Source organism: Phormidium sp. CCY1219 (assembly GCF_035615515.1).
Lineage (GTDB): Bacteria > Cyanobacteriota > Cyanobacteriia > Cyanobacteriales > Laspinemataceae > CCY1219.
On the sequence record NZ_JAJENT010000860.1, the window covers coordinates 36466 to 61938 of the forward strand.

Below are 25473 nucleotides of genomic sequence, written 5' to 3' on the forward strand. Positions count from 1 at the left end.
GCGCCGTGGGTTTTCAATTCCCTACTCGGATCCGGGCGATCGCTCGGATCCTTTCCCCTTCTCCGGGGATTTTTTTCCAGAAAAACCCCGGATTTATGGCGCGATTTTTTCTAGAAAAATTTGCCGCTCTCCCCGTTCGATGATTTGGATTTTATCTTCAAATACCGTTAAAAACGCATCGATGCCTCGCCCGGTATTCCATTGGGGATGGTCGGCAAATTTAAAATTATAATCGTCGAAAATCATCACGCCGCCTTGTTTGAGCAGTCCCCAACTTAATACCGCATCTTGCAGCACGTCGCTGGCAAAATGAGACCCATCGATGTAAATAATATGGTAGGCATTTAACGGGAGCGATCGCAACAATTCTTGCGAATTCCCCACCCGCTTTTTCACTTTCTGCGCTGCGCCACTTTTCTCGATATTCCCATCAAACCGCTCTTCTACGCTTTCTCGCGCGGTTTGGTCTTGTTTCTTCTTCTCCACCACCCCTTCAAAATTATCAATGCAGGTGATTCTCGCCGTTTCGTGGGTGAGAAGATTATCGAGCAACCAGCAACTTGCCATGCCTTCAAAACAGCCAATTTCCAATACATTTAAGTTTGGCACATGGGCAAATCGCTTTAATTGCTCCTCCCAAATGGGCATGACAATGGTAAAACAATCGGCGCTCACGGAATACCCTTTTGCGGCAAATTGTTTCATGTAGGGTAAGGTAGCCAATCTGAAGCGCGCTTCTTCTCGATCTACTTGAAGTTCTAGGGCTTTTTGAAAGTACCCCTCGGATTCGGCGATCGCTTCTGGTTTTGAGGCGAAGATGCCATCATAATACAAAGCGAGGGCTAAGTGATAATAGGAATCGGCTTCATGGGGTTGCAGGGAAAGAAGCGATCGCGCAATTTTGGCCATCCGTTCGTATTGCGCTGCTTTCCAGTTTCTCCGTAACGCTTTATGATAAATCGTCAGCAGAATCTCGCGGGCTTTTGGCGTATCCATCGCCTCCAAAATCATGCCAGCGGTGTGATAATCCGGTTCGGTAGCGGTGACGTTTTGTAAGTGTTGGGCGGCTTCCCGGCTATTGCCTTGGGAGAATAAAGCCATGCCTAAATTATAGTGAATGCGCGGCACATTGGCATCGAGTTCTAGGGCTTTGTTAAAATGAAAAACCGCTTCGTCAAACTCGCCGATGTTCGAGAGTTGCTGACCTCTAGCGCTGTAGGCGATCGCATATCTTTGGCTGATGGAAAGCACGGTGGCGTCTTGGGGGTGTAACAGATTTTCGGCACAACAAGCGGTAAAAAATGGCAGAGATTTGGCATAAACGCAATTGCCAGATACCAATTTTGCCAATAAGTTAACTAGGCGTGGATTGTTAATATTGTCATACTGTTTGGCGCGCAGTAATTCGATGGCGGCGGATAAAGCCCGGTCCAAGGTAGCGTGAGAAACCTCGAGTTCGGCGTAAAGCCAAATGAGGGCGAGGAGGTTATTAAAATCCGTCGGATCGAGGGTATGAATGCACTGGCGCAAGGGTAAAGCGCTGTCCCAATCGCCAAGGGTTTCGCGCCCGGTGGTATATTGAAATAACAGGGCGAGAAGCTGCGATCGCCAAGCTTCATATTGCGCGGCGCTTCCGCCCGAGATGATGCGATTCCAGGTTTCCATCGCTTCGGTGGCTTCGCCAAGCAGCAGTTGTGCCAATCCTAAATACCAATAGTGGGAGATTTCGTTGGGGTTGGTTTGAATGCTGCGCCGATAAAAGGCGATCGCCTCGGGGTAATTCTGGGTTTCCAGATAGTGCAGCCCTTGTTGGGGGTTGGTGTTTTGCATGGGTGTTCGCTTTTCTCCTAGTTCTGTGCGTCGCTGGAAGGGGAAGCTTCTCCCTGGGCGATCGCCGTCTGAGTTTAGCACTTTATTGTTTCCCCGATCGCGCCAGTCATCTCGACTCGCGCCACAGAATGACGGGGGCGGATTGATGAACGCTGTGGGTAGAGGGTCACGGTCCGAAAAAAACTGTCTGTCAATTCTGAGGATCCTCGCAGGCGCGATCGGCTAATCGAAATCCGGCACCCACCGAAGCCACATGAAAAACGCACTATATTTTCCACCGCACTTATGCCCTCAACTCTCTTTATGTGAGACAAAATAGCTCGTCACTAGACCCTGACAATCCCAACCTGACGGCAACTGACCCCGTGATGGAAAGCAAAAAGCGCTTTTTGCTACTATAATAAGTCTTTTGGCTCTAAAATGGGAGAAAAATGATTCCGATCAATACCACTCTGAGAGAAAAGCTTGCCGAATTGACCAATTGCTTATTCTGGATGAGCGAATCTGACTTTCCCTTTCAGGTGATAACTTGGGACACGAACCAGGTGACGCGCGAGCAACTGCTCCAACTAACCTACCACCCGCCAGACGCACCGGTAGAAGTCATCACTGTGGACGAATTTTTTGCCCCTGCATTCTCCGAAAAGGAGTGGTACGGCTTCCACGAAAGGGCAACCCTGCGGAGATATCGGCAATTGCTGACATTTCTGACATACCACCTCAGCGATATCAAAGTCTACCGGGTGGGAAAAAACACCATTTACGTTTATATTCTCGGCATGACTCGAGATGATAATTTAGCCGGGGTCGCCACCAAGGTTCTCGAAACCCTCCCGCAAGCGGCGAAAACGTAGGTATAATAGCGTCGCGAGGGAGTAAATCCGACTCGTTCCCTCCGGGCGATCGCCGGGGAACCACCGGGGGTGAAATGAATCACTTAAAGGGGTGAATCCCGAGGAAAAGTGCCGATTATAACCGATATAGATGCCGCGCATTTCTCTGTAAAATTGCCGTTGCAATGTCTTCAGCTTCGGGAGGGGTTAAATCTAAATCGCCAATCGCGGCTTCTAAACAGTCGGCCAATATTTTTCGCCCCCATTTTGCTGCTAAATAATACAATTTTGGGATAAAATGAGCGTCAGAAGAGTACATAATTTTTGAGGTGGGGGCGAGTTCTAGAAGCATCTGAACCGCATGGCGCATGCCGGCAACGCTGAGATAGGGCACGGCAAGGCCAAAATCGAGATAAACCTGCGGATAAACCGAGGCGAGATAACTGGCTTCGCGGGAGAAAGGATAAGCGGCATGAAGCAAGACAAAAGGGACGGTTTGGAAGCGGGAATCTTCCAGCAAAGGGCGCAGGTGCAGGGGATTGACGCGGCGCAAATCTAAGTCGCGATCGCCAAATCCCGTATGAAATTGCACCGGGAGTTCGTATTGAGCCGCAATTTCCAATCCCTGGGCGATTAAAAAGTCAATGAAGCACTTATCCTGGAGGCGAAAAGATGTTGTTTTGGCAGCGTTTTTGAGCGCATCAAATCGCGGTTTTGCTACCTTTGGGGAGACCGATTCGATTGCTAAATCGGTGCGATATGCGGCAATACTTTTAAATCCGACAACTCCAGGCGGGGGCGGGTCGAGTTCGGCGTGAAATCGCGCTAAAAATGTGGCAAAATCGGCAGGTTCTCGCAAGAGGGTTTCGGCGAGCATTTCCAACTGCAGCAATCGCTTGACGGGGAGAAAGTTTTGGTGTCATTCTAGGGGGAGAATGTCGGTGGGGAGAAATCCGTCATCTAAGAGAATGGTATCGAGTTGGGCGTGGTTAAAGCACACTTCGGTGAGGCGTTATAACCCCAAGCGTTTGCGTTGTGCGAGAATGGCGGATTCGGTGGGGTCGCATTGCAACAGTTGAGCGATATCGCGCAAACTGCGGCGATAGCAGAGGGTATGACGGGCGTGATGGTTGACGATCGCCTTGTGGTGTCCTTCTGTGAAGGCAGAGGGATAGGGAAAACGGGCAAATACCTCCGGTTTGAGGAGGTTGTGGGCCTGTTGGTCGATCGCGGCAATTTGCCAAAGGTCTCTCATGGGTCACACAGTGATACTAAGGGCAACACAGACAAAGGAAACAAGACTAGAAGTCGCGGTGGGGCTTATGATTGTCCGCCGATGTGGAGGAATTGCGATGCAACGATTCGGACAACCGACTTCTGGGTTAGTAGCGATCGCGCTTGCAGCACCTCTTGTTCCAGGTCTAGGTCTTTCATGGCTTCCCATTCGGCGTTTCGCACGGCTAAATAAGCCGTTGCCAGTTCCCTAAGGCATCGAGGAAAATTTTATGTTGTGTGAGAAATGCGATCGCCTCGCCTCAAGAGGTGGGTAACAAATCAATGCCGCGATCGCGGCGTTGTGCCGGTGCCAAATAGCCCGGATCTACCGCTACGGGTTCGCCGGGGAATCCCGCCGCGATCGCGGATCCCAAAGCGAGATAAGGATTCACCGAAGCATCCATTGTTTTTAGCTCGAAATGGGTGGGAGAGGGGGGCGCAGGATTGCTGGGCACTCGCACGGCGGCTTCCCGGTTATCGAACCCCCAAGCGCGATAGGCACCACGATTTTCGTTTGTCGAGTTAGAGCAAGGCAGAAAGATTCGCCATACAACCGGGTTAACCGGGAGTGGAATTAGAGGTTTGTTGTTCTTGTTTTAAGAGTTCTTCTTTAGAGTCGGCCCAATAGGCACTGTAAGTCCAGGTTTCGCGATCGCCACTCCTTTCGACACTCCAGCGATAAATTGCCGATTTCGGATTCACGCCGACTTCGATCAGCTTTGCCCTCATGTAGTATTCCATCTGTGTTTTTTTCATATCTTTAAACGCTTGGGATTTGCGGGCATTCCAGCTTTGCTGCATTTGTGCTTTGGTTGGTCTTGCCATTTAAGTTGTCTACCTTTTTTGAGTGTTGGTTGGGTTGGGAAAATAAATTTTCCCAGTTTATTCTAGGATACCAACTTTTCTGGTCGTTACCCCACCGAATCTGAAGAAATGTCGGTGAGGGGGACTGTCTGGAGGGACCCGAAAGAACAAGGCGAGTTCGTCCAATCCGAGCGCCGAGTATATATTTAGTATAAGGCAGTGACGCTTAAGTGAGATTGCGAGATATTATATGATATGAAATTTCCTGCAGCGGGGAAAGGGGTGGGGGAAAATCCAGGGACAGACGCGCCACGGCGCGTCTGAATACAGGTTACTCCCCACCGCGAATGCAGAATTAAGAATTAAGAATTTGGATCGAGTTGTGCTTCTCAATTCTCATTTTTATCGTGGTGAGTGCATCATTTTGCCCCTGAACCGCCGAGGAGATCGATACTCGTTGCATCAGGCGATCGCATCCGAGTCAGAGTGGCGATCGGCGTCGGATTCTTCTCGCGCCCAAGCTTCAATCGCGAAATTTTGACTTTCCAACCCGCGCCGAGGGATCCGTTCGCGTTTGGGGCGTACTTCCGGCAATTTAGCGAGCAGTTCTTGATAAAAATCGCAGATTTGGTTGAGGAAAACGGCGACAATTTCCCAGGTGTCGTCCTCCGTTAACTTATCAGCAATTTGCACGAGCAATTCACTTTCTTGGTGAGTTTCGACAAAGGCTTTGAGGCGCTCCCCGTCTTTGGAAATCGCCGCTTGATAGAGTTCTCCTTCGCACCACCACAGTTGCGGTTGTGTCAGCAACCATGTCAGGAGATAATCTTCGGCGTGTTGTTCTTTGACCCAGGCAGCAATTTGTTGATATTCTTGCATTGTTTTTCCTTCGTTTTACAGCTAGAGTTGACCCCTCTAAAAGCAATCGTTGGTTATTCTATCCTTAAGGTTAAAGCCCGATCCGGGGATTGCTAACCACCGATTTTTTTTCAGATTCTGCTGCTAGCGGCATTTCCCACTATTAACGCTTAAAAATGGAATGATGAACCCTGAATCCAACCGCAAAACAATTACCTATTCGCGAGTGATGCACCTCAGTCACGCGATCGCGCCTCAGATCCCCCATTGGCCCGGGGATCCACCCGTAGACGTCCAGACAGTTGCCGAATTATCAACAGATGGCTATTACCTGCGACGCTTCTGTATGGGCGAACATAGCGCCACACACATGAACGCCCCGAAGAGTTTTTACCCGGATGGCGTCGGAATCGAGGCTTATCCCGCAGAATCGCTAATCGTTCCGGCGGTGACGATCGATATCGCAGCACCGGCCTCTACCAATCCGGATTTTACCCTATCTTGCGCCGATGTACTCCACTGGGAGGAAAAACAGGGTAAAATCCCCCCGGGTTGCGTGGTGTTACTGTACACCGGGTGGCAACATAAATGGTCCGATGCCAAAGCCTTTATCAACCAGCAGCATTTTCCCGGGTTTGCGGAAGAAACAACGCGATTTTTGCTCGATCGCCGGCAGATTGCGGGAGTGGGCATCGATACCCACGGAGTAGATGGCGGGCAGGATACCACATTTGCCACGAATCGGCAAGTGCTAGCGCAACCGCGTATTGTCTTGGAAAATCTCACCAATTTAGATAAATTGCCGCCGAAGGGAGTTACCCTCGCGATCGCTCCCCTGCGCCTGTGCGAGGGTTCTGGTTCTCCGGCGACGGTAATGGCATTTGTATCCTAACCCTGCATTCGCCCCGGGGGGGGAAGCGAGGGGATGGCGCAGACAGTTTGGGGGGGGTCAAGAGCTGCTCTTGCGATCGCCGAATCGTTGAAGCAATTGCAACAACGCCTGTTCCAATTGCGGCGACAATTGCACCGGCAAATTGCCCGAACGAACGTGCAAATCGCGCTGGGGGAAAGGAATCTCGATATTGCGCTCTGCGAAAGTCGAGAAAATGCGAAAATACAAATCGCTTTTCAGGAAATATTGCTTGCTCGGTTCCGCATTCCACACCAGCAGTTCGAAATCCAGAGAACTGTCTCCGAACCCGATAAACATAACGCGCGGGGCCGGCACCAGCAAGACATCCGGATGGGCTTTTGCGGCATCTAACAGGGCTTTTTCCACCGCTTGCACCGAAGCGCCATAAGAGACCCCCACCGGTAAATGGAGACGAGAAACCGGGTTACTGTGACTCCAGTTAATCACCTCAGTTTCCAGAAAGCGGGAATTGGGGACGATAATCGAGATTTGATCCAAGGTGCGAATCATGGTGCTGCGACTGCCGATCCGTTCCACGGTACCGCTGTAGTCTGCCACCTCGACAAAATCCCCCACTTGGATGGGGCGTTCGAACAGCAGAACCAAACCGCTGCCAAAATTTTTCGCGATATCTTGAAAGCCAAAACCGATCGCGACCCCGAGGGCGCTAACCACGATCGTTAGGGAACTGATATCTAAGCCCCAGATTTGCAGCACCACCATTGCGCCGATGAAGATAAAGCCGTATTTACTCATAATGGCAACCACTTCCTTCGCGCCTCGGTTGATGTTCATGTAGCGCAAGACGCGCGATCGCAGCAGATTGGTGACAATACCAGACAGGGCCACCAATCCCAAGAGCATCGCCGTGAGAATCAGCAAGTCGATGACGGAGTAAGAGCGTTCCCCGAGGGTGAGGAGTCCGGAAGTAAAAGTGGTGCTGAGAGCCTCGGTGATGCGGTAGCTGACTTGTCGGGTGAAGGGAAACAGATTGGTGATGTAAAGCAGCGCCCCACCCCAGAGCAGGAAGCGGACGATCGCCACACTCAGGCTGAGCAACAAATCCAGCGCCCCCACCGACTCATCCGGCTCGGAATCCAAGTTTTTAGACAACTGCTGGCGCAACGGTTCCCGGTAGCGGTGCCAGAAGATGCTCAATCCTCGATTCAGTGCCAGTACGAATACCACCGCGATCGCGGCATAAATGAGCGATTTCTGAATAAACTTGCCGTTGCGCTCTCGCCGCGCCTGTTGCAGGGCCAGTTCGATTTCGTGCGCCCAAATATGCGCTTGGGTTTCCGGATTGACGGTTTCGGGCACATCGGCGTCGGTGACAGTCAGCAGTTGGCGAGACCCAAGAAAAATCGCCGGCATCTCGTTCGAGTTGCGAACTTCGACCTCGATTGCCTCCCTGGACTCTACCGCTCTTTGAAGCTGTCTTTCAATCAAATCCGCGCGCACATCTGCCGGATACTCTCCTGCACGACTGATGAAAAACAATCGTCGCCCATCCAGAGAAATCGGCGCTTGTGCTTCTCTAAACTCCCGATTCAGCCACTCGGAGCGAAACTGGGCGAGGTGAAACTCCGATGATTCGCGGATTCCTAGCGGCTCCACCTCTAGGGTCACTGAGGTGGCACCGGCAGGTGGACTCCCTACACTTGCGTCGATCGACTCAATGCTGCATGTCAGCAGCAAGGCGATCGTCAGCAGGGGAAGGATGAAGAGGCGGGCGAGACGCCGCGATCGCCATCCCCCAGATTTTCGACGCTTGGTTGTTGCTTTCACAGTCGCTGATGCAATCCTCGTTTTCAATAACAGGCTAGATCCATCTCGATCCCATTTTCCACATTTCCTCAGGGCTGTGTTCCCCCCATCCCAACCCCCCCCCACTCCCCACCCCTGCGAACCGCGAACCCCCGCCCGCCAAAGTGCCCACGAGTCTCCCTTTCCCCGTCACTTCTTCTCCCGGATGCATCTTCCACTGCGCGAGCATCGGGGCGGGAGCCGGAGGTTTTGGTTTTATAACGCTGCAATGATTTGACTGTGATGTTTTCTTTACCTATAAATATTTACCCTTGTGGCAAAAAATGTATTCCTTACGCAAAAAAAATTCCGAAATCATTTCAATAAAAATTAAATTGAGTAACTGTACGGATTTCTACACCGCCGCACAGTATAAAGCTTGAATGAGGGCCGGGTCATATCGCGCGAAAAGCTTTTTATAAAAAGCATTCCGGCGATTGTCATGCCCGATGTAGCACCCGGGGAATGACCGGAACGAGGGTGGCTGAATCTCAGAAGCTCTGAGCTTGCCAACCGGGCAAAATGTCGCAGCGTCACCCCCCACACCATGCATCTGCTTCCCGCAAGGGAATCCCACATCGAAGAATGCCTGCGATCGCGAATCCACCGCGACCCAAGGCTTTTTCCGGAAAGGGTCCATCTATGACCACCAGCCTGTAGCGGAAATCTCTGGGGTACGTGACCCGAGATTCGCTCTAGATCTCAGGCTTTATCCGACTCAAAAGGCGAACAATGAACATTCAACAGTTTGCAATTGGCACCTTAGCTGCAATTACCACGGCGGACTTAACCCGCGAGGTGGCAATCCAGCCCGGGGTCTCTTCCCCGATTGTGCCACCCCAAACTCCAGAATTTGTTAGTGGTACCCCGCTCACCCAAAATCCGAAAGACAACCTTCGGGGGATGCAAGGGGCGGATATTCTTAATACCGATGCCGCAGGAGGCAAAAATGTTGCCGCTTCCACTCCCGCTTTGGTGGAGCAAGTGCAGTTCATCGATTTGCAAGACCATTGGGCGCGCGGGTTTATCGAAGCGCTGCAAGCTCGGGGACTGCTACATGGGTTTCCCGATCGCAGTTTTCGCCCGGAGACCCCGATGACCCAGGGGCAGTTTGCTGCCGTACTCCAACAAGCTTTTCCCAATCGCCGCCAAGCTTCTGCTCAGAAGCTTGGTGGTGCTTCTTTTGCCAATCTGGAGGACCATCAATGGGCGCGAACGGCTATTGATGCGGTTTCCCACATGGGGTTTGTTGGCGAGTACACCACTGAGGGATTTCAAGCCAATGAACCGATTTCGCGCTTGCAAGTTTTGCTGGCTCTGGTACATGGCTTAAATTTAACCATTCCGGAGTCGGCGCGCAGGGATTTAGAGGCGTATTTTCAAGAGGTGGAGTCGATTCCACAGGAGGCGAAGCAACGTTTAGCGACGGCAATTGTTTTTTTGCACCAGCTCGATCGACACCCAACTCTACCCCAGGACTCGCATCTGGAGGATTGGGTGGTGCATCTGAATCAGTTGGCGACTCGCGCGGAGGTGGCGGCTTGCATTTATCAGGCGTTGGAAATTGCCCAGTCCACGCGATCGCAAGCTCCGTTCTCCCCTGAGGCGATCGCTCCTCCGGATGAGTCGGACTTTTCCGCCGGGAATGCTCCCGCTGAGGAGCAATCCTCTCCCTCTCCAACTCCTACGGCGGAAATGAACCCTTCGTCATCCCCTGACTCACCCGCTTCGGGTTTATCTGCTCAGTTGTCTGATGTCTCTGCGGAGTCGGTTTCTTTTTCTGACAAGCCTTCCCCTTTCTGGATCGGCGGCGGGGAAACCCTCAGCACTGATGAGGATGCAGTGTCGGATGGCGCAATGGTGCGAAACCCTGGCGCTTCGGTTCCCCTAAATGCCGATCGCCGTTTCTCTAATCCTAAACCCTCTACTCGGGATTGGTCTGGGGCGGATAATTCTGTCACCCCTTCTGCACCGTCAACGCCGACGTCGCGTCTGGAAACCCGGGGAAATGACCACTCCCGGGAAGAGCGATACGGGCGATCGCCTGATATGGGGGCGGCCCGCGTTTCTCATTTGCAGCGATCGGATGCGGTGTGGGAACGCCGCGATCGCTTCAACCCCCCGCCCCCCAAACAGGCTCCCCCATCGCCCATCAACAGCGCTCATCAGGAGTCGGAATCCCTGGAAACCCGCATCAGCACTCGTCTGGATTTGTTGCGAGAACGCATCCAAACTACGAACACCACGCCCCAGGCTTTACCCCCGTTAGCTGCTGCGGGTACCTATCTCCCTGAACCTTTACAGGGTTTTCAACAGCTTATTTGGCCGACTCATGGGGTCTTTACCTCGGGTTACGGCATGCGCTGGGGACGAATGCACAAGGGCATTGATATCGCAGCTCCCATCGGTACCCCAATCGTTTCTGTTGCCCGGGGAACGGTCACTTATGCCCGGTGGAATCCGGGGGGTTACGGCAATTTAGTGGAAATCGAACACCCGGATGGCAGTTTTACTCGCTACGCTCACAATCACCGCATTCTGGTGGTGGAAGGTCAGGCGGTGGAACAGGGTCAAGTCATTGCAGAAGTGGGCAGCACGGGCAATAGCACTGGCCCCCACTTGCATTTTGAATTCTATCCTCCGGGCGAAGATGCGGTTGACCCCCTGGTTTATCTCCCGGGAGACCCCGCCAATCTAAGAATTAATTCCACCGTGGGTCAATCTATTCCCTAATCGTCACACCCAATGATGCATGAACTATTAAGAATTTAGAACCACAATTCTCGGTTCTCTATTTTTCATGTCTGGGTTCACTTGGCTCGGAAATCTTAACTTTTTCCTGATTTGGGAGAATCCATCAAACCATTTAAAGAATGAATAATTTAGAGGTATTCTAGGCTACTCTAAATTATTCATTCTTCATTTTTAACCCGTTTCCGGACTGTTTTATCCCAATATACTGGTTTTTTTATTGCTAGCAAAAGGTTTTTGCAAATAAAAATATCGCCACCGATTGAGTAGCGATCGCGAAATAAAAAAGGGCAATTATTGTTTGGCTAAATCCTAGGATTGCACGGAGACTTTCAAGGGCAATGGTTTGATGTTTTGCGGATGTCGTCCGGTTTGGCCGGTCATCAAGCGCAAGGCAAATCTCTTGACGAAAGGTAGGTTTCGCACACACCACAACCCGAGACGGCGCAGGGCAACAAATGGGGGAAAGTTATTGGAAAACAGGCGATCGAGAAAATCGGTAAACCCGAGAATTATCAGGTTTTCGAGTTTGCGCCAGCGTTCGTAGCGTCGCAACACGGCTAAATCCCCAATATCTTCGCGGTTTTGATGGGCATCGCTCAGCACTTGGGCGATCGCCGCCGCATCGCGAATTCCTAAGTTTAACCCTTGTCCGCCCACGGGATGGCAACAATGTGCGGCATCGCCAATTAGGGCGAGTCTCGGTTGCACGTAGCGATCGCTTTGCATCAGTTGCACCGGAAAGACTTGCCGATCGCCAATCAATTCTAACTCTCCCATTGCATCGCCGTAGCGCTTTTTCAATTCGGCTAAAAATTCGGCGTCGTCGAGTTGTGCTAAGGCTTTTGCTTCCGCATGGGGGGAAGTCCAGACGATATTACAGCGATTGCCGGTTAAGGGCAAAATCGCAAACGGTCCGCTGGGCCAAAACCTTTCGTAAGCAATGTTATGATGCGCTTTCTCGGGTTTGACTTTCACGGTAACGCAGGATTGCCAGTATTTCCAACCGCGCGTCTGAATGCCGGCTTGGGTGCGGATGCGCGATCGCGCCCCATCTGCAGCGACGATGAGTCGGGTGCGAATCCGCCTGGTTTCTTCGGTCTGCGGTTCGCCGACAGGTTGCATCTCCAGGATAGCGCCGTCGTCTCGATACTCTATCCCCACCACTTCCACGGGACAGATCCAGGTGACGTTGCTACAGCGCTCTTCGAGAAATTCTTGCAATACCGGCAACAATTCTTGATGTTCTGCCACATATCCGAGGGCTTCTGTCTGCAAATCTGTGGGCTTGAACCGCACTCCTTCGATTCCCGAGTCGGATAGGCTAATCTGGTAAAATGTGGTGATTTTTGGCTGTATTTTCTCCCAAACGCCGATTCCTTGGAAAATTTGCCCGGAAAGCAATGAGGTGGCATACACTTTATTCCGCGATGCTGCTACTGACTGCGGCACTGCCTCAATCAGCGCTACGCTCAATCCGGAATCTTTTAACGCGGCGGCGAGGGTTGTACCTGCCACTGAACCCCCGACAATGGCAATGTCATAATCAAATCCGGTTTCGGAGTTGGGGGTGGCTGAGGATGTAAGCTGTTGTACGGTCATGGTTATCGGCTTTTCTCAAATTACATGGCAATCTTTACCTTTCTTAACTATTTTGCCGCAAATTGGCGTTCTGGGGTAGGGGGTGGGCAAATTTTCCTCTCAGGACTGACGCACCACCTTCACGGGTAGGGTGGGCAACTCGTTTCCCACCCTACGGCTAGCGAATTAAAGCGGGCGATTGAAATCGTGCCGAGGCAAAGGTAAAGCGCGAAGCCCGGGGCGACAGCGCTATAGTCCGCATGACAAGGACTCATTCTGTTTGCGACTATTGCTCCGGAGAGAAGATTGTATTCTCTTTTGGCATTTGTGAGGAATCGATTAACGCGGACATTCGCGAAAATATATATTCAGGGAGATATGCAAAATTAAACTTCTGTCACTTGATAGACCTTCACTGGTTTTTCCCGTCCTTTGAGTGGCACGGTGCCGATACATTCGGCGGAAAATTGTCCCTGGATATAACGATAGGTTTCTTCGCCGATTAAAATCCGGCAAATGCCACCCTCCAACAAGGATTTATCGTAACTTTCCAACCGGGCGGCGACGTTGACGCTATCGCCCAAGACGGTATAATTTAAGCGTTGGCGAGAACCGAGACTGCCGGCCACGACCATGCCGGTGGAGATACCGACGCGCATGGCGACGGTGGGACGACCCTGGGACTGCCACTGCTGATTGAGCGATCGCAGTTTTTGGCCCATCGCGACGGCACAAGAAACGGCGGCGATCGCATCTCGGGCAATTTCATCTCGCCGAGTGCTGGGAATCGGCACGCCAAATACTGCCATAATCGCATCGCCGATAAATTTATCCACTACGCCATCATGCTGCAACACGATCGCGGACATGGCTTTCATATAATCATTCAACCAAAACATCAACTGTTCGGCGTCGGTGCGTTCGGTGATGCGGGTAAAGCCTTTTAAGTCGGTAAATAGCACGGTGGCGGTCATTTGCTGGCCGAGAATTTGCCCTTCTTTCAGCAATTGGTGGCGATCGCTCCATACCGCTTGTGCGATTTTCGGGGAAACATGCTGCCCCAACAAGTTCATCACCGTTTCCCGGTCTTCGCTTTCTATATACGCCGTATAGCCTACCATCGCCACCGCCGATCCCACTAATGCCAGCAAGGGGGCCACGATCGGTATCCACCACCCGGATAAAAATGCCAGGTATGCAATGGCGATCGCGCTCCCGCCTACCACCAGAATGCTCGCCGCTTTCCAACGAAAGCGCAGCAATTTCCACCCCAAAATCGCACCTATGCCCGACCACAACCCAATCCACCCCCATTCTACTCCATCCGGCCATACATTCAATAACGGTCGGTTTTCGAGTGCCGCACTTACCAGTTGACTGGTCATATCGGCATGAATTTCTACCCCTGCCGGTGCGGTGAGATAGCTGTTGCTAAATGCAGTAAAAAATCGGTCTTTCAAACTCGCTGCTGTGGACCCAATCAACACGATGCGATCGCGAAACAAATTCGGCGCTATCCGATTCTCTAATACCTCGGTCATTGTCACAGTCTCAAATACATCGCAATGCTCTATTTTTCCCCGACAAACGTGACTGCGCGGATTAAATAAAATTTGAAATCCTCCCGCATCCACATCCACATATCCCCCATCGTTCTTTCTCAAGGGAACGAATGTGGTTTTCCCCAATCCGACCTTAAATTTCTCTCGGTCAATAAGTTCTAGGGAAATGTCTTCTTGTTGCAGATAAATTAACGCTAACCTCACGGCAAAACTATAAACGGTTTCGCCCTCTGAGTTTTTCATCGACAGCAAAAACCGCCGCACTTTCCCATCTTTATCGATTAAAATATCTGCTGCCCCAATTTGCCCTAATTCTTTTAATTTTGGCGAGGGTGCTACGGATTCGCCATAAGCATCCCCCACGAGCTTCTGAATGCCAATCAGATTTTCGGTACTCTCGAACAGGTTCCCTAACTTCTCAGTCCCCGGTTCTACGGGTAAATCTCGATATAAATCCAGTCCGATCGCACGCGGTTTCTGTTGCTTGATTTTCTGCAACAATTGCGCTAAAATTAAATCCGAAATCGGCCAATCCCCGGTTTTTCTAATGTCCGATTCCTCAATGGCAACCAGGACAATTCGGGTTTCGGTGGGTTCCGGGGGACGCCAGCGAAAAAATAAGTCCAACGCCGCCCATTCCAGAAGCTGCAATCCCCCAACACTCCGCAAGGCGATCGTTAATGCCGCTACCGTGGGAACTGCAATAAAAATTCCCCGCCATTCCCACAACTGATTTTTCAGATTTTTCCACATCAATTATTCCCTATTTTTCTCTACTCCACAAACTGTAGAGATGCAACCGGGCTTCTCTACAGCTGTCGGTTCAAAAGCACAGGACAACCGCACCGCCCTCACGGGTAGGGTGGACAACGAGTTGCCCACCCTACAGCTACAGCCGCAGGTTCAAAAGGTGAAATTAACCGAGTTTTTTTGCCCCTATATTGCAATTCCTACTCTAGCCGCTTAATTTTCAATTTGACAACAATCTAACAGGGATTCTTCGGCAAGGTATTCGAGTTTCACGGTTTCGGACTCGAGCAGTTGTTGCCATTGTGCTTGCGCTGTGGCGGATTTTTCTTCCGACGCATTTACCAACGGTGCTAAGCTGGTTAGGGTGTTGTACCAAATGCCATTTTCTCCATATAAAGCCGCCTGTTGGATGGGAGTCGCTTTTTCCAGGGTTTCCCTCAGCATGGGGTTAGTTTCGATGGGCTTAATCCATGCCGAAGCAAATAAATCCGCCGCGCGATCGTTAGGGTCGCAAATTACACTAAAATACCACTTATAATATTCGCCAGCTTCTAAGGAGATTCCCTCGGCGGGCAGTTGGATGCGAATAATTCCCCCGGTTCGATCTAAGGGAATCGTCGTTTCATAAATGGTTATGGTTTCACTTTCATCGAAGAGGACAAACTCTGCCAGTGGTGCAGCAGTGGGGGGTACATACACAAAAAAGCTGGGGGGGGTGTCTGTAAGGCTCAATCCCACTCGGTTTGGCGGAATTAATAAGGTTAAGGGAACCTCTGGCAACGCTTCGTCTACCGGGCATTTTCCGCGTATTCCGTTAATTCCTCTGTGGCGGAAATCGGGCGCTTCTTCGTTTAGGGGGGGGTCGTATCGCACCCGGGTGCCTCCTCCCGCCGTTTGGGTGGGGGCATCTTGGTTCGGTGGTGGATCCAAAGGATCCAGTTGACTCAGGATCGGCTTTTCTTGGGGGGCGTCTGATTCTCCCGCCAGTGCCTGGATCCGGAGGGGGGTAAATGGGCGAGTTACGATCGCGGCGATCGCTAGCACTAGCGTCACCCCAAACATTGCCAGGGAGAGTGGGCACTGTTTCCGCGCCATGATAGAATACGCTCCTGTTTAACTCACTACGATTTTAAAGTTAGGATTGGCAATCGGTCTGTATTAATTGTCTTTTGTAGGTGACTTTTTGTTCTTCGTCCCCGGTTGGGGAATCAATCAATCCTTGGTGATTAACAACATGCAATATTTTAGCGGGTCAGGGGGGGTTAGGTGGATGGGTACCGCTTGCGGGGAGGGTTTTTGCGGAAGTTCTAACGGTGTGAAGGGAATGGGGGGACGTTGGAGGGTGATTTGGGGGGAAATCTGGCAGAATGGTTTGGGGTCGATCGCTTCGCAAAGTAGCGGGTGAATTGATGCATCGGATTTGCCAAACTTGTTGTTACCTTTTAAAGGGTTTGGAGGACAATAGAAAAGACGTACATCAGCGATCGCCAATTAGCATGTTTAAACGAAGCAACGCCACTTCAAATATCCGGGGTTATGTTTATTTGTGCGGTTTCCTGGTGGGTCTGCTGCTCAGTGGCGGTGGAACCATTTTAGCACAGGAGGAAGAAGTCCCGCCCCCGGTTGTCGCCCCGGCGACGCCAACCAGCGCCCCGACGGTAAACGAACCGTTTTTTGCCGATGTGATGGTCCGGGGGCGACCGATTTTTCAAATCGGTAGTTTGGGACCTTTGAGCGCGCGAGAAAGAGCGCAGATTATCAACCGCCGCATTTCTAGTTTAATCGCCAAATCCGAGGAAATCGACCCTTTGACGGTGCAATACAACCGGGCAAAAAATTTTGCTACCTTGCAAATAAATAACCGGATCATTATGACGGTGACGCCACAGGATGCGGAGGATTTTGGACTGGAAAATGTGGAAGAATTAGCCACCCAATGGGTCGCACAACTCAATACTGCTTTGGAAAAACCGCCTCTGGCGATCGATGTGGTACAACGGGTGAATGGCACTGTGCGACAGTTATTGCGAAATACAATTAGTAATTTTCCCTCGTTTGTGGGGGCGGCGATCGTGATGGTATTCACCTGGTTGGTGGCGATTTCCATGCGGCGGATTGCCTTGACTTGGGCGGAACAAACCGAAGGCGATCGCAACACCGAAATTCTCATCGGGCGCTTGGGATATGGCGCAATTTGGGTGGTGGGTTCGATTATTGCCCTCGGAGTATTGGGATTGGATTTCGCTACCTTACTGGGCGCTTTGGGGTTAACCAGTGTGGCGATCGGCTTTAGTTTGAAAGATGTCTTGAGTAACTACATTGCCGGGGTGATTTTACTCGCCGCTCACCCATTTCGCATCGGCGACCAAATTGTAATTAAAGATTTTGAGGGTACCGTTACCCACATTGACTTGCGGGCAACGACCTTGACTACTTATGACGGGCGAGTGGTTTATATCCCCAATCAAGAAGTGTTTTCTTCAAACATTATTAACAATACCGCATCCAAGCGGCGACGCACTTCGGTGATAGTTGGCATTGACTACGATGCGGATATTGCTCGCGCCAAACAGGTGATTTTGGAAACCCTGCAAAATCTTGATTTAGTAGAACCGAGTCCCCCGCCAGAAGTGTTGGTAAAAGAACTAGCGGCGAGTACGGTAAATTTAGAAGTTCGGTTTTGGGTGGATTCGCGACGAGCGGAATTTATGGAAATGACTTCTCAAGGGGCAAAGGCGATTAAAGAAGGATTGGTAAAGGCGGAAATTGAGTTGCCCACGGAGATTTATACCCTGCAATTTCGCAATTCTTCCCACTCGATTAACCTGCAGCAGGATTAACTAGAAGCCAGCGGGTTTATTATTGTGCTATTGTGGGGAGGCGGTAGCTGGGGGAGGGCGTTCCCAGCATGTGCTGGGAACGAGTGGTGCGAGTGGTGGAAAATGGGATTAGGTGAGTTTGCGAACGGCAACGATCGCCGGTTTGGGGGGGTCGTTGGGTTGTTTTCCGGGCCAATTGGATCCTAACGGCACTTGTCGATGTTGGAGGAACTGTTTGCCATCGGTGCTTTTCATTAGAAATTGGCGGGTTTCTAGAGCATTGTTTTGCCGAATGCCGTGGATTTCGCCGGGATGCTGTATGGCTAAAAATAGGGTTTGGCGATCGCGAGTGAAAAACGGGCCGCATATTTCGCATTCCATCGGTCCGAGGCCAAATAAATAGGCATTTCCCGCATGTTCTCCAGAGGTGGGAATATACCAAATCGAATTATTGCCAAAACAACCGCATCGGTCCTTATCGTTGGGGTCGTTATGTTTGCCGGTGGAAATATCCGTGACCATCCAGATGTGGCGATCGCCATCGATGAACAAATTATCGGGATTGGAGAATCCCGCCCCCCCATTGGCCGGTTCGCCCCCCATCGCCAGCATTTCCCACGTAAATTCGGTCGCCCCGGGGTCGTTTTCCTGTTCCGCGAGGTGCATAATCCAGCCATATTCCCAGGGTTCTCCCTGGGGTCCTTGGAAAATCTCTCGATCCGGTCCGCCATCGCTGCCCGGGCTACCGGAAGTATAGGCAATGTATAGCGACCCGTCCGGGGCGGTGTCCGTATCTTCCGGGCGGGCGGTGGCGGTGGCCCCGACTGCGTTGGCGGCAAAATGCGCGTCTACCAGGATAGCGCCTTGTTTTTCGCGATCGCTGCCTTCGTAGAGGTCGCCGAGGGTTTTATACTTTTCCCCGAAGGCGATCGCCTCTGCGTCTTGGGTGACGGCCACAAATCCCCCCTCCGGACGGTTCGGGAGCATCACTTTGCCTCCCCGGACCGCACTGGGCAACAGGGGACTGACGGGCGTATCCGGTTTCAGGGGAATCCAGCGCCCGGTTCCATCGGGTTCAAACGCCGCCGCATAAAGCATTCCGTCTTCTAACAAGCGGGAATTGGCCTTGTCCGTGGGGCGGTTGATATTGCCACTGCTGACGAATTTATACAAGTGACCCCCTCGGCGATCGCACCCGGAATACACCGCCAAGGGTTTCCCCTCCACCGCATGAAAGGCAACCGCTTCGTGGCGATAGCGTCCCAACCAGGTATGCTTGGTGCCGTAGTCGTTCGGATCTGCGGGATCGACCTCTACCATGTAGCCGTACTTGTTCCCCGCTAACCCCAACACATTCCCCTGCCCGTTAAGGGATTGGGTGTTAAACGGCAAACTGCTGGGGGAAAATGAAGACCCATCCGCATACACCGCTTCCGGAACTTGCGCTTGGAAATTTTCCTCGGCACTAAATACCGTCCCCCAGGGGGAAGTTCCCCCAGCACAGTTGGCAAAGGTGCCCAGGATTTTCTCGTCTAATTTATCATCATATCCCGCTTTTTTCTTTTTCTGGAAAATGACGACTCCCGGTCCGGTTGCTTTTAAATATTTCCCTTTTATACCGGAAATTCCCGAAATGCGACGGTTGGCATTCGATTCGGCTCTTTCCCATCGTCCATCGGCGGCTTTTTTGAGAAAAATCACCCCCATTCCCTGGTCTTCTAATGCCGCTTCGCAAATTTCGCGAATTTTGGCTTTAATTGGGTCTTTGTCCGACAGTTTGTAGGCGTCAATTTTGCCGTTTGTGGCGTTATCTTTGGGGATTATTTCGGCAAGGGGCAGGGATTTTCCCATTGCCTGTTCGTAGGTTTGCATCCAGGTGGCACCGCTGATATACTCGAAATTGGCGGTGAGTACCCCTTCGCCGTCTCCGGTTTCCACAAAGGAGAGATAATCGTTGTTGTACCCCACTCGGGAATCTCCTAATGGATCTCCCCACATTGCAATGGTGTCGTAGGTGTAGCCTTCGGGTAGGATTAAGTCATCCTTGATTTCATAGCGGGCATATTCTAGCGGTTGTCGCGCGATCGCCACTGTATCCCCATCCAGAGGCATGGGGCCTTTCACCGGTTTAAAGTCCCAAAATCCGCCGATTTTTTCGGGTGAAAATGACGTTTTTTGTTGTCCCTGTTCTGCGAGATTACCGCAGGCAACGGCACCAACTGTGGCACCTAAAAATATTAGAAAATTTCGGCGTTTGAGGGTCATACTTACCCCTTGCGTTCTCCTGTAGTCTGTGAATGATTTGGGCGATAATAATCGAAACAATTAATTTTTATTTTACCAGAAATATTGTAGGTTGTGATAACCTTGGTTTAAGAAAAGGTAATTATTGGGTTAACCTTTTGTGCAGGAGGAAAAAGGCGGCGATTGTGGCTTTTTTCCGGTAAGGTGGGCGATCGCAGCGGGTTGGGGTTGAACTGATGCGGGGGTGGGGGATGCTTTTTTCCCTTTTAGGCGCGGCGTGGGGTTGGTATTTTCGTCAATCCATGCCACCTGCACAAAAAAGCGATTTCATTTTGCCAATGATTAATCGAATATCCCCCCAATGCCGCACAGAAGGGGGTGACGCCACGCAAACAGGGGGAAAATGCGGCGAAACTGGAAAAAAGCCTTGTGCGATCGCGAAATTTCGATTACAATCAGAAGCGGGTGCAGCCCCATCGAACCGCAGACAGGGAAGAAACGGGGGAGTTTGCCGAGAGGAATCGCCCAGTGGGAAAAAACCCCCCAATGGGGAAATGTTCCGGCGATTTTGCCCCGTGGTTGCCAAAAATCCCTATCTTCAGACTGATTTGAAGCGTGGCGGTTTTTTGCTATAACGACAATACCATAACACAAATGTTTTTGTTACATTGGGAGATTAACCGATGAAAAAATTAACCCTGTGGAGTTTACCCGGTGCAGTGTTGAGCGCGATCGCGATCGCCGGTAGCAGTATGACACCTGCGGCGATCGCCTCGCCAAACCCCTCCCCCCTCACCGAGAGGTGGCAAACCTCCGTGCAACTGGCTCAGGCCCCAGAGAGCTTTTGTCGCCGCGTGCTCGCATCCGTGGGACTCATCGTCCGCGCAGAACCCACCCCGAATTCCCCGCGCGTGGGTGGCGTAGGATTCGATACCCAAGTGACCCTCGCCCAAGGATATCGCGGTATCCAAGGTCCCGGGGGTCGCACTTGGATTGAAATCGTCTCCCCGGTGGAAGGGTATGTGTCCAACGGGTTTCCTAGCGGTGAGAGCAATTTGGGCTATTGTACGGAAAGAGTGGGTGCAGTGCCCAGAACTCCCACAGAAACCACCACCCAAAGTCTGTGCCGCGAAGTCAATGGCGATCGCGCCCCCCGAGGTCTGGCGATTCGCGATCGCCCCTCGCGGTTGTCCGAGTATAAAGGTGGCGTCGGCGCAGGGGAACAAGTGACCCTGGTAGAAAACTACGAACTGCTTCCCGATGCCAATGGGGAACCCCGCGACTGGGTGGAAATTACCTTCCCGATTAATGGGTATGTGTCGGCGAGAAACTTAGAGTTCTGTCCGTAATCCCTCGGGTTGCTTTTTATATAGCACAGACTCCACATAACGTAGGGTGGGCATTGCCCACCCTACAATGTATGGGCAACACCGGCGATCGCGGGGCGATCGCCACACTGTATTTTCCCCAAATGGGCGCTGGGTACAATTGATTGAATTACCCACAATTGCAGCGGGGCGATGCCTACCCTACCACCGCCGCCGGGGCAATACTTGCTGGAAACTCATCGGCACCCAACCGAGAATCCACCCCTCGATCGCCCGTCGATTTCGTTGGTACAAAACCCCCAAATAAATCACCCCAATTCCCAACACGGTCAAGGCAAACGGAAACAACAGAGAATCCCGAAAAAGCTCATAGGCCAAATGGGAAAAATAGGCGAACGCCCCCAGGGCACCAAACACGATAAACACCCGCCGTTGCAACAACACCGAGAGCAGAATTAGCCCTAAATTGATAACAAAATAGAGGAAAAATTCCCATTCCGTCCCCTCCCCCATCAAGGTCATGCCAAACCAAAAAGAAAGTAAGCCAAATAAATAAAGCCAAAACGCATAATCCTGGGCAATGCGAGTGGTTTTCATATCCACCCAATAGGCCACCACCAAACAAGCCAATCCAAACCAAAAAGACACCCAAAGTCGTTCTTCCCAGGTAAAATCTACCCGACCAAACAATAACGGCGTCAAATCCATCGACATATACCACAGAGTAAAGGCAATAGGCGCAACCAGAAAGGGAAAGCGGACGAATTTGAGGGCAATTAAAGCAGCAATAATAGTGCCCAATTCCATAAACAACCAACTGCCTTTTACCCAGATGTGATAGTCGCGATAATTGCCCGGGTCTCCTTGGGGCCAAAGGTCTAGCATGGTTTGCAGTCCGTAAATGGCAAGGGGAGTCATGCAAACGGCAATGGTAAATAGCAATCCGCCGGGAATTGTTAGGTTTTGTTCGAACCACAGGGTTTTGCCGGCAAGGACAAAGCAGAGGGCGTAGATACAAGAAATCAGGAAAATTCCGCCGCCGCCAAATTGCTCCCAGGCTAACCCCATAAACCAGGTCATCCCGGAAATGACAATTAATGCGCCAAAGTAGTAAGAGACATTGGCAAGGTTGAATTGGGGACGGTTCTCTAGTCGCTGGGAAAGGGCTTCCCACAGGGCGTCGGCTTGTTCTGGGGAAATGATTCCTTCGGAAGCGGCCCAGTCTATATCTTCTTTAAAAATCTTCATACTTGACGGGTAAAAAATTGGACACTGGTTGATAACATAGAAAAGTGGAGAGTGGGGATGGGCGGAATTTTGTTTCCGGTTTCTAGAGAAGCGATCGCAAATCCTGGGGAACTCTAAAAGTAGAGGAGTGAAGTGCAAAAGGCGCTGGTTATCCCCCGGCGATCGCCGGGAACGAATTGGGGCGATCGATGTCCGCTTTTCATGGACTGGCGATCGCTTCCTCTAAGGCTTAAAATAATAGTTCCCCGAGTCATCAGTGAGGTTATAAACATGTTAAGGCACTGGAGCGTCACCACTGTAAGTTTAACCGCATTTGCGATCGCGATCGCCGGGTTTCCCAGAACCACCCCAGGGGCGATCGCCTCCCTCAGCGCCACCTCTACCCTGGCGCAAGCCAATTCCCTCTGTCGCCGCGTCACCGAGGCGCGAGGTCTCGCTATCCGCCAGAGACCTGACCCCAATTCGCCGCAAATTAGCGGCGTAGACCCCAATGGGTTCCTCACCCTGGCTTCCGACGCCCGGGAAATCCCCGGTCCGGATGGGCGCGTGTGGCTGGAAATTTCCGAACCGGTGCCCGGATATGTGTCCAACGGAGAACCGGGAAGTGCGGGCAATCTGGCTCCTTGTACCGGTTCGGCGAGGGTAGCCCCCCAACCCAACCGTCAGCCTACAAATGTGACCACAAATATGTGCCGCCGCATCAGCCCGGATATCGCTCCCCAAGGGATTACCGTCCATACTGAGGCGAGCAGATTTTCCACCAATCGCGGCGGTTTGCCCCCCGGGGGACGAGTCCTGCTGGTTCCCAATTCTGGCTTGATCCAAGATCGCAATCGGGAAGCTCGCACTTGGGTGCAGATTTCTTCCCCGGTGGCGGGGTATATCTCCACGGAAAGCTTGATTTACTGTAACGAAACTACAGCAGCATCGGTGGGATTTTCCACCCCTTTGATTCCCTCCGGGGAATTGTGTCGTGAAGTGGAACCCCGCGTCGCCCCGCAGGGATTGGCGATTCGCGCCGATGCGTCCTCATCTTCCGCTTATGTCGGCGGTGTGGACCCCGGGGGACGAGTGACTTTGGTGCCGAATTTTACGGTAATTCGCGATCGCAATGGTAGCGGGCGCGAGTGGGTGGAAATCTCCGCCCCCCAGCGGGGATTTGTCTCGGCGGGGAATTTAATTATGTGTCGTTAGCATTGCCGATTTGATGCGATCGCGCCTCTGTGTTTTTTCCCCAATACAAGGGTTTTTGCCGCTGTTTTGCCTGCTGTCTGTTGCACTCTGGTTTTCGCAGAATTCCTCGGCACCAAAGGTTAGGAATTGCCAGCACTGGCGGGGGATTCATGCGGGAGGTGGATGGGGCGATCGCGCGCCAGCCAACGCTTCCCCATTGCCTGGATTTCCCACTGCAAATCCCTCAACCGGGCGCAGTTGCGGAATTGATTTCAATTGTGTTTGGCAAGGGAGCGAAATCGGCAATAAATTGAGATAACATCAAGGAGAAAGGTTAAACAAATTTCTCTCAAAAAAAGTTAAGATTGTAGGAGAATATTGCGATGAAAAATTGGAATTCCTGGGGATTATCGGTAGCGTTGCTGTGTTTAACGGCGATCGCACCTACCGTCTCCGCTTTAGCAGCTACACTTGTTACCACAAACTCTCCCGCTTCTGCACCCTCTCACCTGCAGGCGCAAACCGCATCCGATACCCTGTGCCGGCGCGTTACCGCCCGCCAGGGCCTCGCCATCCGCCAGCAACCGGATCCCAACGCCCCGCAAGTGGGGGGTGTAGATTTCCAGGGTCAAGTCACCCTGGCGTCTAACGGCGAAGGTGTCCTCGGTTCCGATAATCGCATCTGGTTGGAAGTCACCAGTCCCGTGGCCGGCTATCTCTCCAACGGACAACCCAATAGCTGGGGCAACCTGGAACCTTGTTCCGGTTCTCTCACTTCTCCCACCCCCACCCCAGTACCCCCGGAAACCACTACCACGCCGTCCGAAACCCCCACCATTCCCGACGGTCCCCTCTGTCGCCAAGTTAACGGACTCGTCACCCCGCAAGGATTAGCCGTGCGATCGGAAGCGGGTGGCGCATCCTCCTATATCGGCGGTATCCCCGGTAACGGACGAGTGCAACTGATAGAAGATTACGAGTATGTTCGCGATAAGTATGGCGCGAACATCTCCTGGGTGAAAATCGTCGCCCCGATTGAGGGATTTGTCTCCGTTAATAGTTTGATTCGCTGTTTATAAATGAAAGTGAGCCAACGGTCTGGCGTCGATTTTCGGGTGCATCTCGATTTGGGTTCGGATATCAGGAGTGCCGCCTCGCCTCTCCCTTCATGGCGATCGATTATCTCCACTTCCCCTAGGGACACGGCATGCCGTGTCCCTGCGCTCTGTTATACAAAAAGCATGAAAATTGTAAATCCAGTAACACCGGAGTTTCTTTTTGCTGCCGTATTTTTCGGCATGATTTGCCCATCGCTGGAGAGTTTCCGGAATATAAGGTTTCTCAGAGTAATAGGGTACCCAGCCGTTTCTGTCATTCCCGCCGGGAATGACAGAAAGATTACATACTTAACTTGTGTAATAGTCGCTATAGTCCGCGTAGGCAGACTTTGCTTGCTTTATGTGAGATAGCGAGATATTATATGCAATGCGGCGGTGGGTGAGGGAGGGGATTGGGCGGCGGGCGCAGGATTTGGGGGCGGCACTTTCATATCCTTATCGCAAAATGGTATTAGTCCTTGTCATGCGGACGCAAGCCTGCAAAGGCGCGATTTCAATCCCCCGCTTTAATTGTGACTTATCGCAAAGTGGTATTAGTCCTTGTCATGCGGACGCAAGCCTGCAAAGGCGCGATTTCAAT

At 51.8% G+C, this 25473-nt stretch carries 22 protein-coding genes; 8 read left to right on the forward strand and 14 right to left on the reverse strand.

All coding sequences use genetic code 11. The features are described 5' to 3' along the window. Window positions 1–93 precede the first annotated feature (93 nt). Window positions 94–1830, reverse strand: a complete 1737-nt coding sequence (locus LKK83_RS28035) for a class I SAM-dependent methyltransferase (protein WP_324634754.1) — start codon at window positions 1828–1830, stop codon at window positions 94–96. A 431-nt stretch (window positions 1831–2261) separates the two neighbouring features. On the opposite strand from LKK83_RS28035, the gene LKK83_RS28040 reads away from it, so the two are divergent. After that, window positions 2262–2684: a nuclease A inhibitor family protein gene (locus LKK83_RS28040; protein ID WP_324634755.1), complete on the forward strand. Its 423-nt coding sequence runs from the start codon at window positions 2262–2264 to the stop codon at window positions 2682–2684. A 115-nt stretch (window positions 2685–2799) separates the two neighbouring features. Here the strand turns inward: LKK83_RS28040 and LKK83_RS28045 are convergent, their stop codons facing one another. The 6 genes from LKK83_RS28045 to LKK83_RS28070 all read right to left on the reverse strand — a co-directional run bounded on the left by LKK83_RS28045 (window position 2800) and on the right by LKK83_RS28070 (window position 5621). Then, complete coding sequence (locus tag LKK83_RS28045) at window positions 2800–3555, reverse strand: amidohydrolase family protein (RefSeq protein ID WP_324634756.1); 756 nt, start codon at window positions 3553–3555, stop codon at window positions 2800–2802. Window positions 3556–3675: 120 nt separating this feature from the next. After that, the gene (locus LKK83_RS28050; protein WP_324634757.1) at window positions 3676–3918 is read right to left on the reverse strand and encodes a hypothetical protein; all 243 of its coding nucleotides are present in this window, start codon (window positions 3916–3918) and stop codon (window positions 3676–3678) included. A 65-nt stretch (window positions 3919–3983) separates the two neighbouring features. Then, a complete protein-coding gene (locus LKK83_RS28055) occupies window positions 3984–4121 on the reverse strand; it encodes a hypothetical protein (protein ID WP_324634758.1) in 138 nt (45 codons plus the stop codon). A 77-nt stretch (window positions 4122–4198) separates the two neighbouring features. Continuing rightward, window positions 4199–4399 carry a hypothetical protein gene (locus LKK83_RS28060; protein WP_324634759.1) on the reverse strand — a complete coding sequence of 67 codons (201 nt, stop codon included), beginning with the start codon at window positions 4397–4399 and terminating at the stop codon, window positions 4199–4201. Between the two features lie 97 nt (window positions 4400–4496). Beyond that, a complete protein-coding gene (locus tag LKK83_RS28065) occupies window positions 4497–4763 on the reverse strand; it encodes a hypothetical protein (RefSeq protein WP_324634760.1) in 267 nt (88 codons plus the stop codon). Window positions 4764–5204: 441 nt separating this feature from the next. After that, window positions 5205–5621 carry a hypothetical protein gene (locus LKK83_RS28070; RefSeq protein WP_324634761.1) on the reverse strand — a complete coding sequence of 139 codons (417 nt, stop codon included), beginning with the start codon at window positions 5619–5621 and terminating at the stop codon, window positions 5205–5207. A 160-nt stretch (window positions 5622–5781) separates the two neighbouring features. Between LKK83_RS28070 and LKK83_RS28075 the strand changes: the two genes are divergently transcribed. Then, on the forward strand, window positions 5782–6492 hold the full coding sequence (locus tag LKK83_RS28075; protein WP_324634762.1) for a cyclase family protein: 711 nt from the start codon (window positions 5782–5784) through the stop codon (window positions 6490–6492). Between the two features lie 57 nt (window positions 6493–6549). On the opposite strand, the gene LKK83_RS28080 is transcribed toward LKK83_RS28075, so the two are convergent. Then, on the reverse strand, window positions 6550–8301 hold the full coding sequence (locus LKK83_RS28080; protein WP_324634763.1) for a mechanosensitive ion channel family protein: 1752 nt from the start codon (window positions 8299–8301) through the stop codon (window positions 6550–6552). Window positions 8302–9051: 750 nt separating this feature from the next. Between LKK83_RS28080 and LKK83_RS28085 the strand changes: the two genes are divergently transcribed. After that, window positions 9052–11052: a peptidoglycan DD-metalloendopeptidase family protein gene (locus tag LKK83_RS28085; protein ID WP_324634764.1), complete on the forward strand. Its 2001-nt coding sequence runs from the start codon at window positions 9052–9054 to the stop codon at window positions 11050–11052. A 330-nt stretch (window positions 11053–11382) separates the two neighbouring features. Here LKK83_RS28085 and LKK83_RS28090 read toward each other — a convergent pair whose 3' ends face one another. Together LKK83_RS28090 and LKK83_RS28095 are read right to left on the reverse strand one after the other, a co-directional pair. After that, window positions 11383–12672 carry an FAD-dependent hydroxylase gene (locus LKK83_RS28090; protein WP_324634765.1) on the reverse strand — a complete coding sequence of 430 codons (1290 nt, stop codon included), beginning with the start codon at window positions 12670–12672 and terminating at the stop codon, window positions 11383–11385. Window positions 12673–13037: 365 nt separating this feature from the next. Beyond that, the gene (locus LKK83_RS28095) at window positions 13038–14966 is read right to left on the reverse strand and encodes a CHASE2 domain-containing protein (protein WP_324634766.1); all 1929 of its coding nucleotides are present in this window, start codon (window positions 14964–14966) and stop codon (window positions 13038–13040) included. Between the two features lie 40 nt (window positions 14967–15006). Here LKK83_RS28095 and LKK83_RS28100 point away from each other — a divergent pair, with 40 nt between their 5' ends. After that, window positions 15007–15180 (forward strand): hypothetical protein, encoded by a 174-nt coding sequence (locus LKK83_RS28100; protein WP_324634767.1) that lies wholly within the window; start codon window positions 15007–15009, stop codon window positions 15178–15180. Here the strand turns inward: LKK83_RS28100 and LKK83_RS28105 are convergent. Continuing rightward, window positions 15177–16058, reverse strand: a complete 882-nt coding sequence (locus LKK83_RS28105) for a DUF928 domain-containing protein (RefSeq protein WP_324634768.1) — start codon at window positions 16056–16058, stop codon at window positions 15177–15179. The genes LKK83_RS28100 and LKK83_RS28105 overlap by 4 nt on opposite strands. A gap of 356 nt (window positions 16059–16414) precedes the next feature. Between LKK83_RS28105 and LKK83_RS28110 the strand changes: the two genes are divergently transcribed. After that, complete coding sequence (locus tag LKK83_RS28110; protein WP_324634769.1) at window positions 16415–17803, forward strand: mechanosensitive ion channel family protein; 1389 nt, start codon at window positions 16415–16417, stop codon at window positions 17801–17803. Between the two features lie 108 nt (window positions 17804–17911). Here LKK83_RS28110 and LKK83_RS28115 read toward each other — a convergent pair whose 3' ends face one another. After that, window positions 17912–20047 (reverse strand): PhoX family protein, encoded by a 2136-nt coding sequence (locus LKK83_RS28115; protein ID WP_324634770.1) that lies wholly within the window; start codon window positions 20045–20047, stop codon window positions 17912–17914. 662 nt (window positions 20048–20709) lie between these two features. Between LKK83_RS28115 and LKK83_RS28120 the strand changes: the two genes are divergently transcribed. Continuing rightward, window positions 20710–21375 (forward strand): SH3 domain-containing protein, encoded by a 666-nt coding sequence (locus LKK83_RS28120; protein ID WP_324634771.1) that lies wholly within the window; start codon window positions 20710–20712, stop codon window positions 21373–21375. 180 nt (window positions 21376–21555) lie between these two features. On the opposite strand, the gene LKK83_RS28125 is transcribed toward LKK83_RS28120, so the two are convergent. After that, window positions 21556–22602, reverse strand: coding sequence for a DUF2157 domain-containing protein (locus LKK83_RS28125; RefSeq protein WP_324634772.1), 1047 nt, complete (start codon window positions 22600–22602; stop codon window positions 21556–21558). Between the two features lie 113 nt (window positions 22603–22715). Next, window positions 22716–22856, reverse strand: a complete 141-nt coding sequence (locus tag LKK83_RS28130; RefSeq protein WP_324634773.1) for a hypothetical protein — start codon at window positions 22854–22856, stop codon at window positions 22716–22718. A gap of 16 nt (window positions 22857–22872) precedes the next feature. Here LKK83_RS28130 and LKK83_RS28135 point away from each other — a divergent pair, with 16 nt between their 5' ends. Both LKK83_RS28135 and LKK83_RS28140 read left to right on the forward strand, forming a co-directional pair. Then, window positions 22873–23796 carry an SH3 domain-containing protein gene (locus LKK83_RS28135; RefSeq protein WP_324634774.1) on the forward strand — a complete coding sequence of 308 codons (924 nt, stop codon included), beginning with the start codon at window positions 22873–22875 and terminating at the stop codon, window positions 23794–23796. Window positions 23797–24158: 362 nt separating this feature from the next. After that, a complete protein-coding gene (locus LKK83_RS28140) occupies window positions 24159–24854 on the forward strand; it encodes an SH3 domain-containing protein (RefSeq protein WP_324634775.1) in 696 nt (231 codons plus the stop codon). The last annotated feature ends 619 nt before the right edge of the window (window positions 24855–25473 follow it).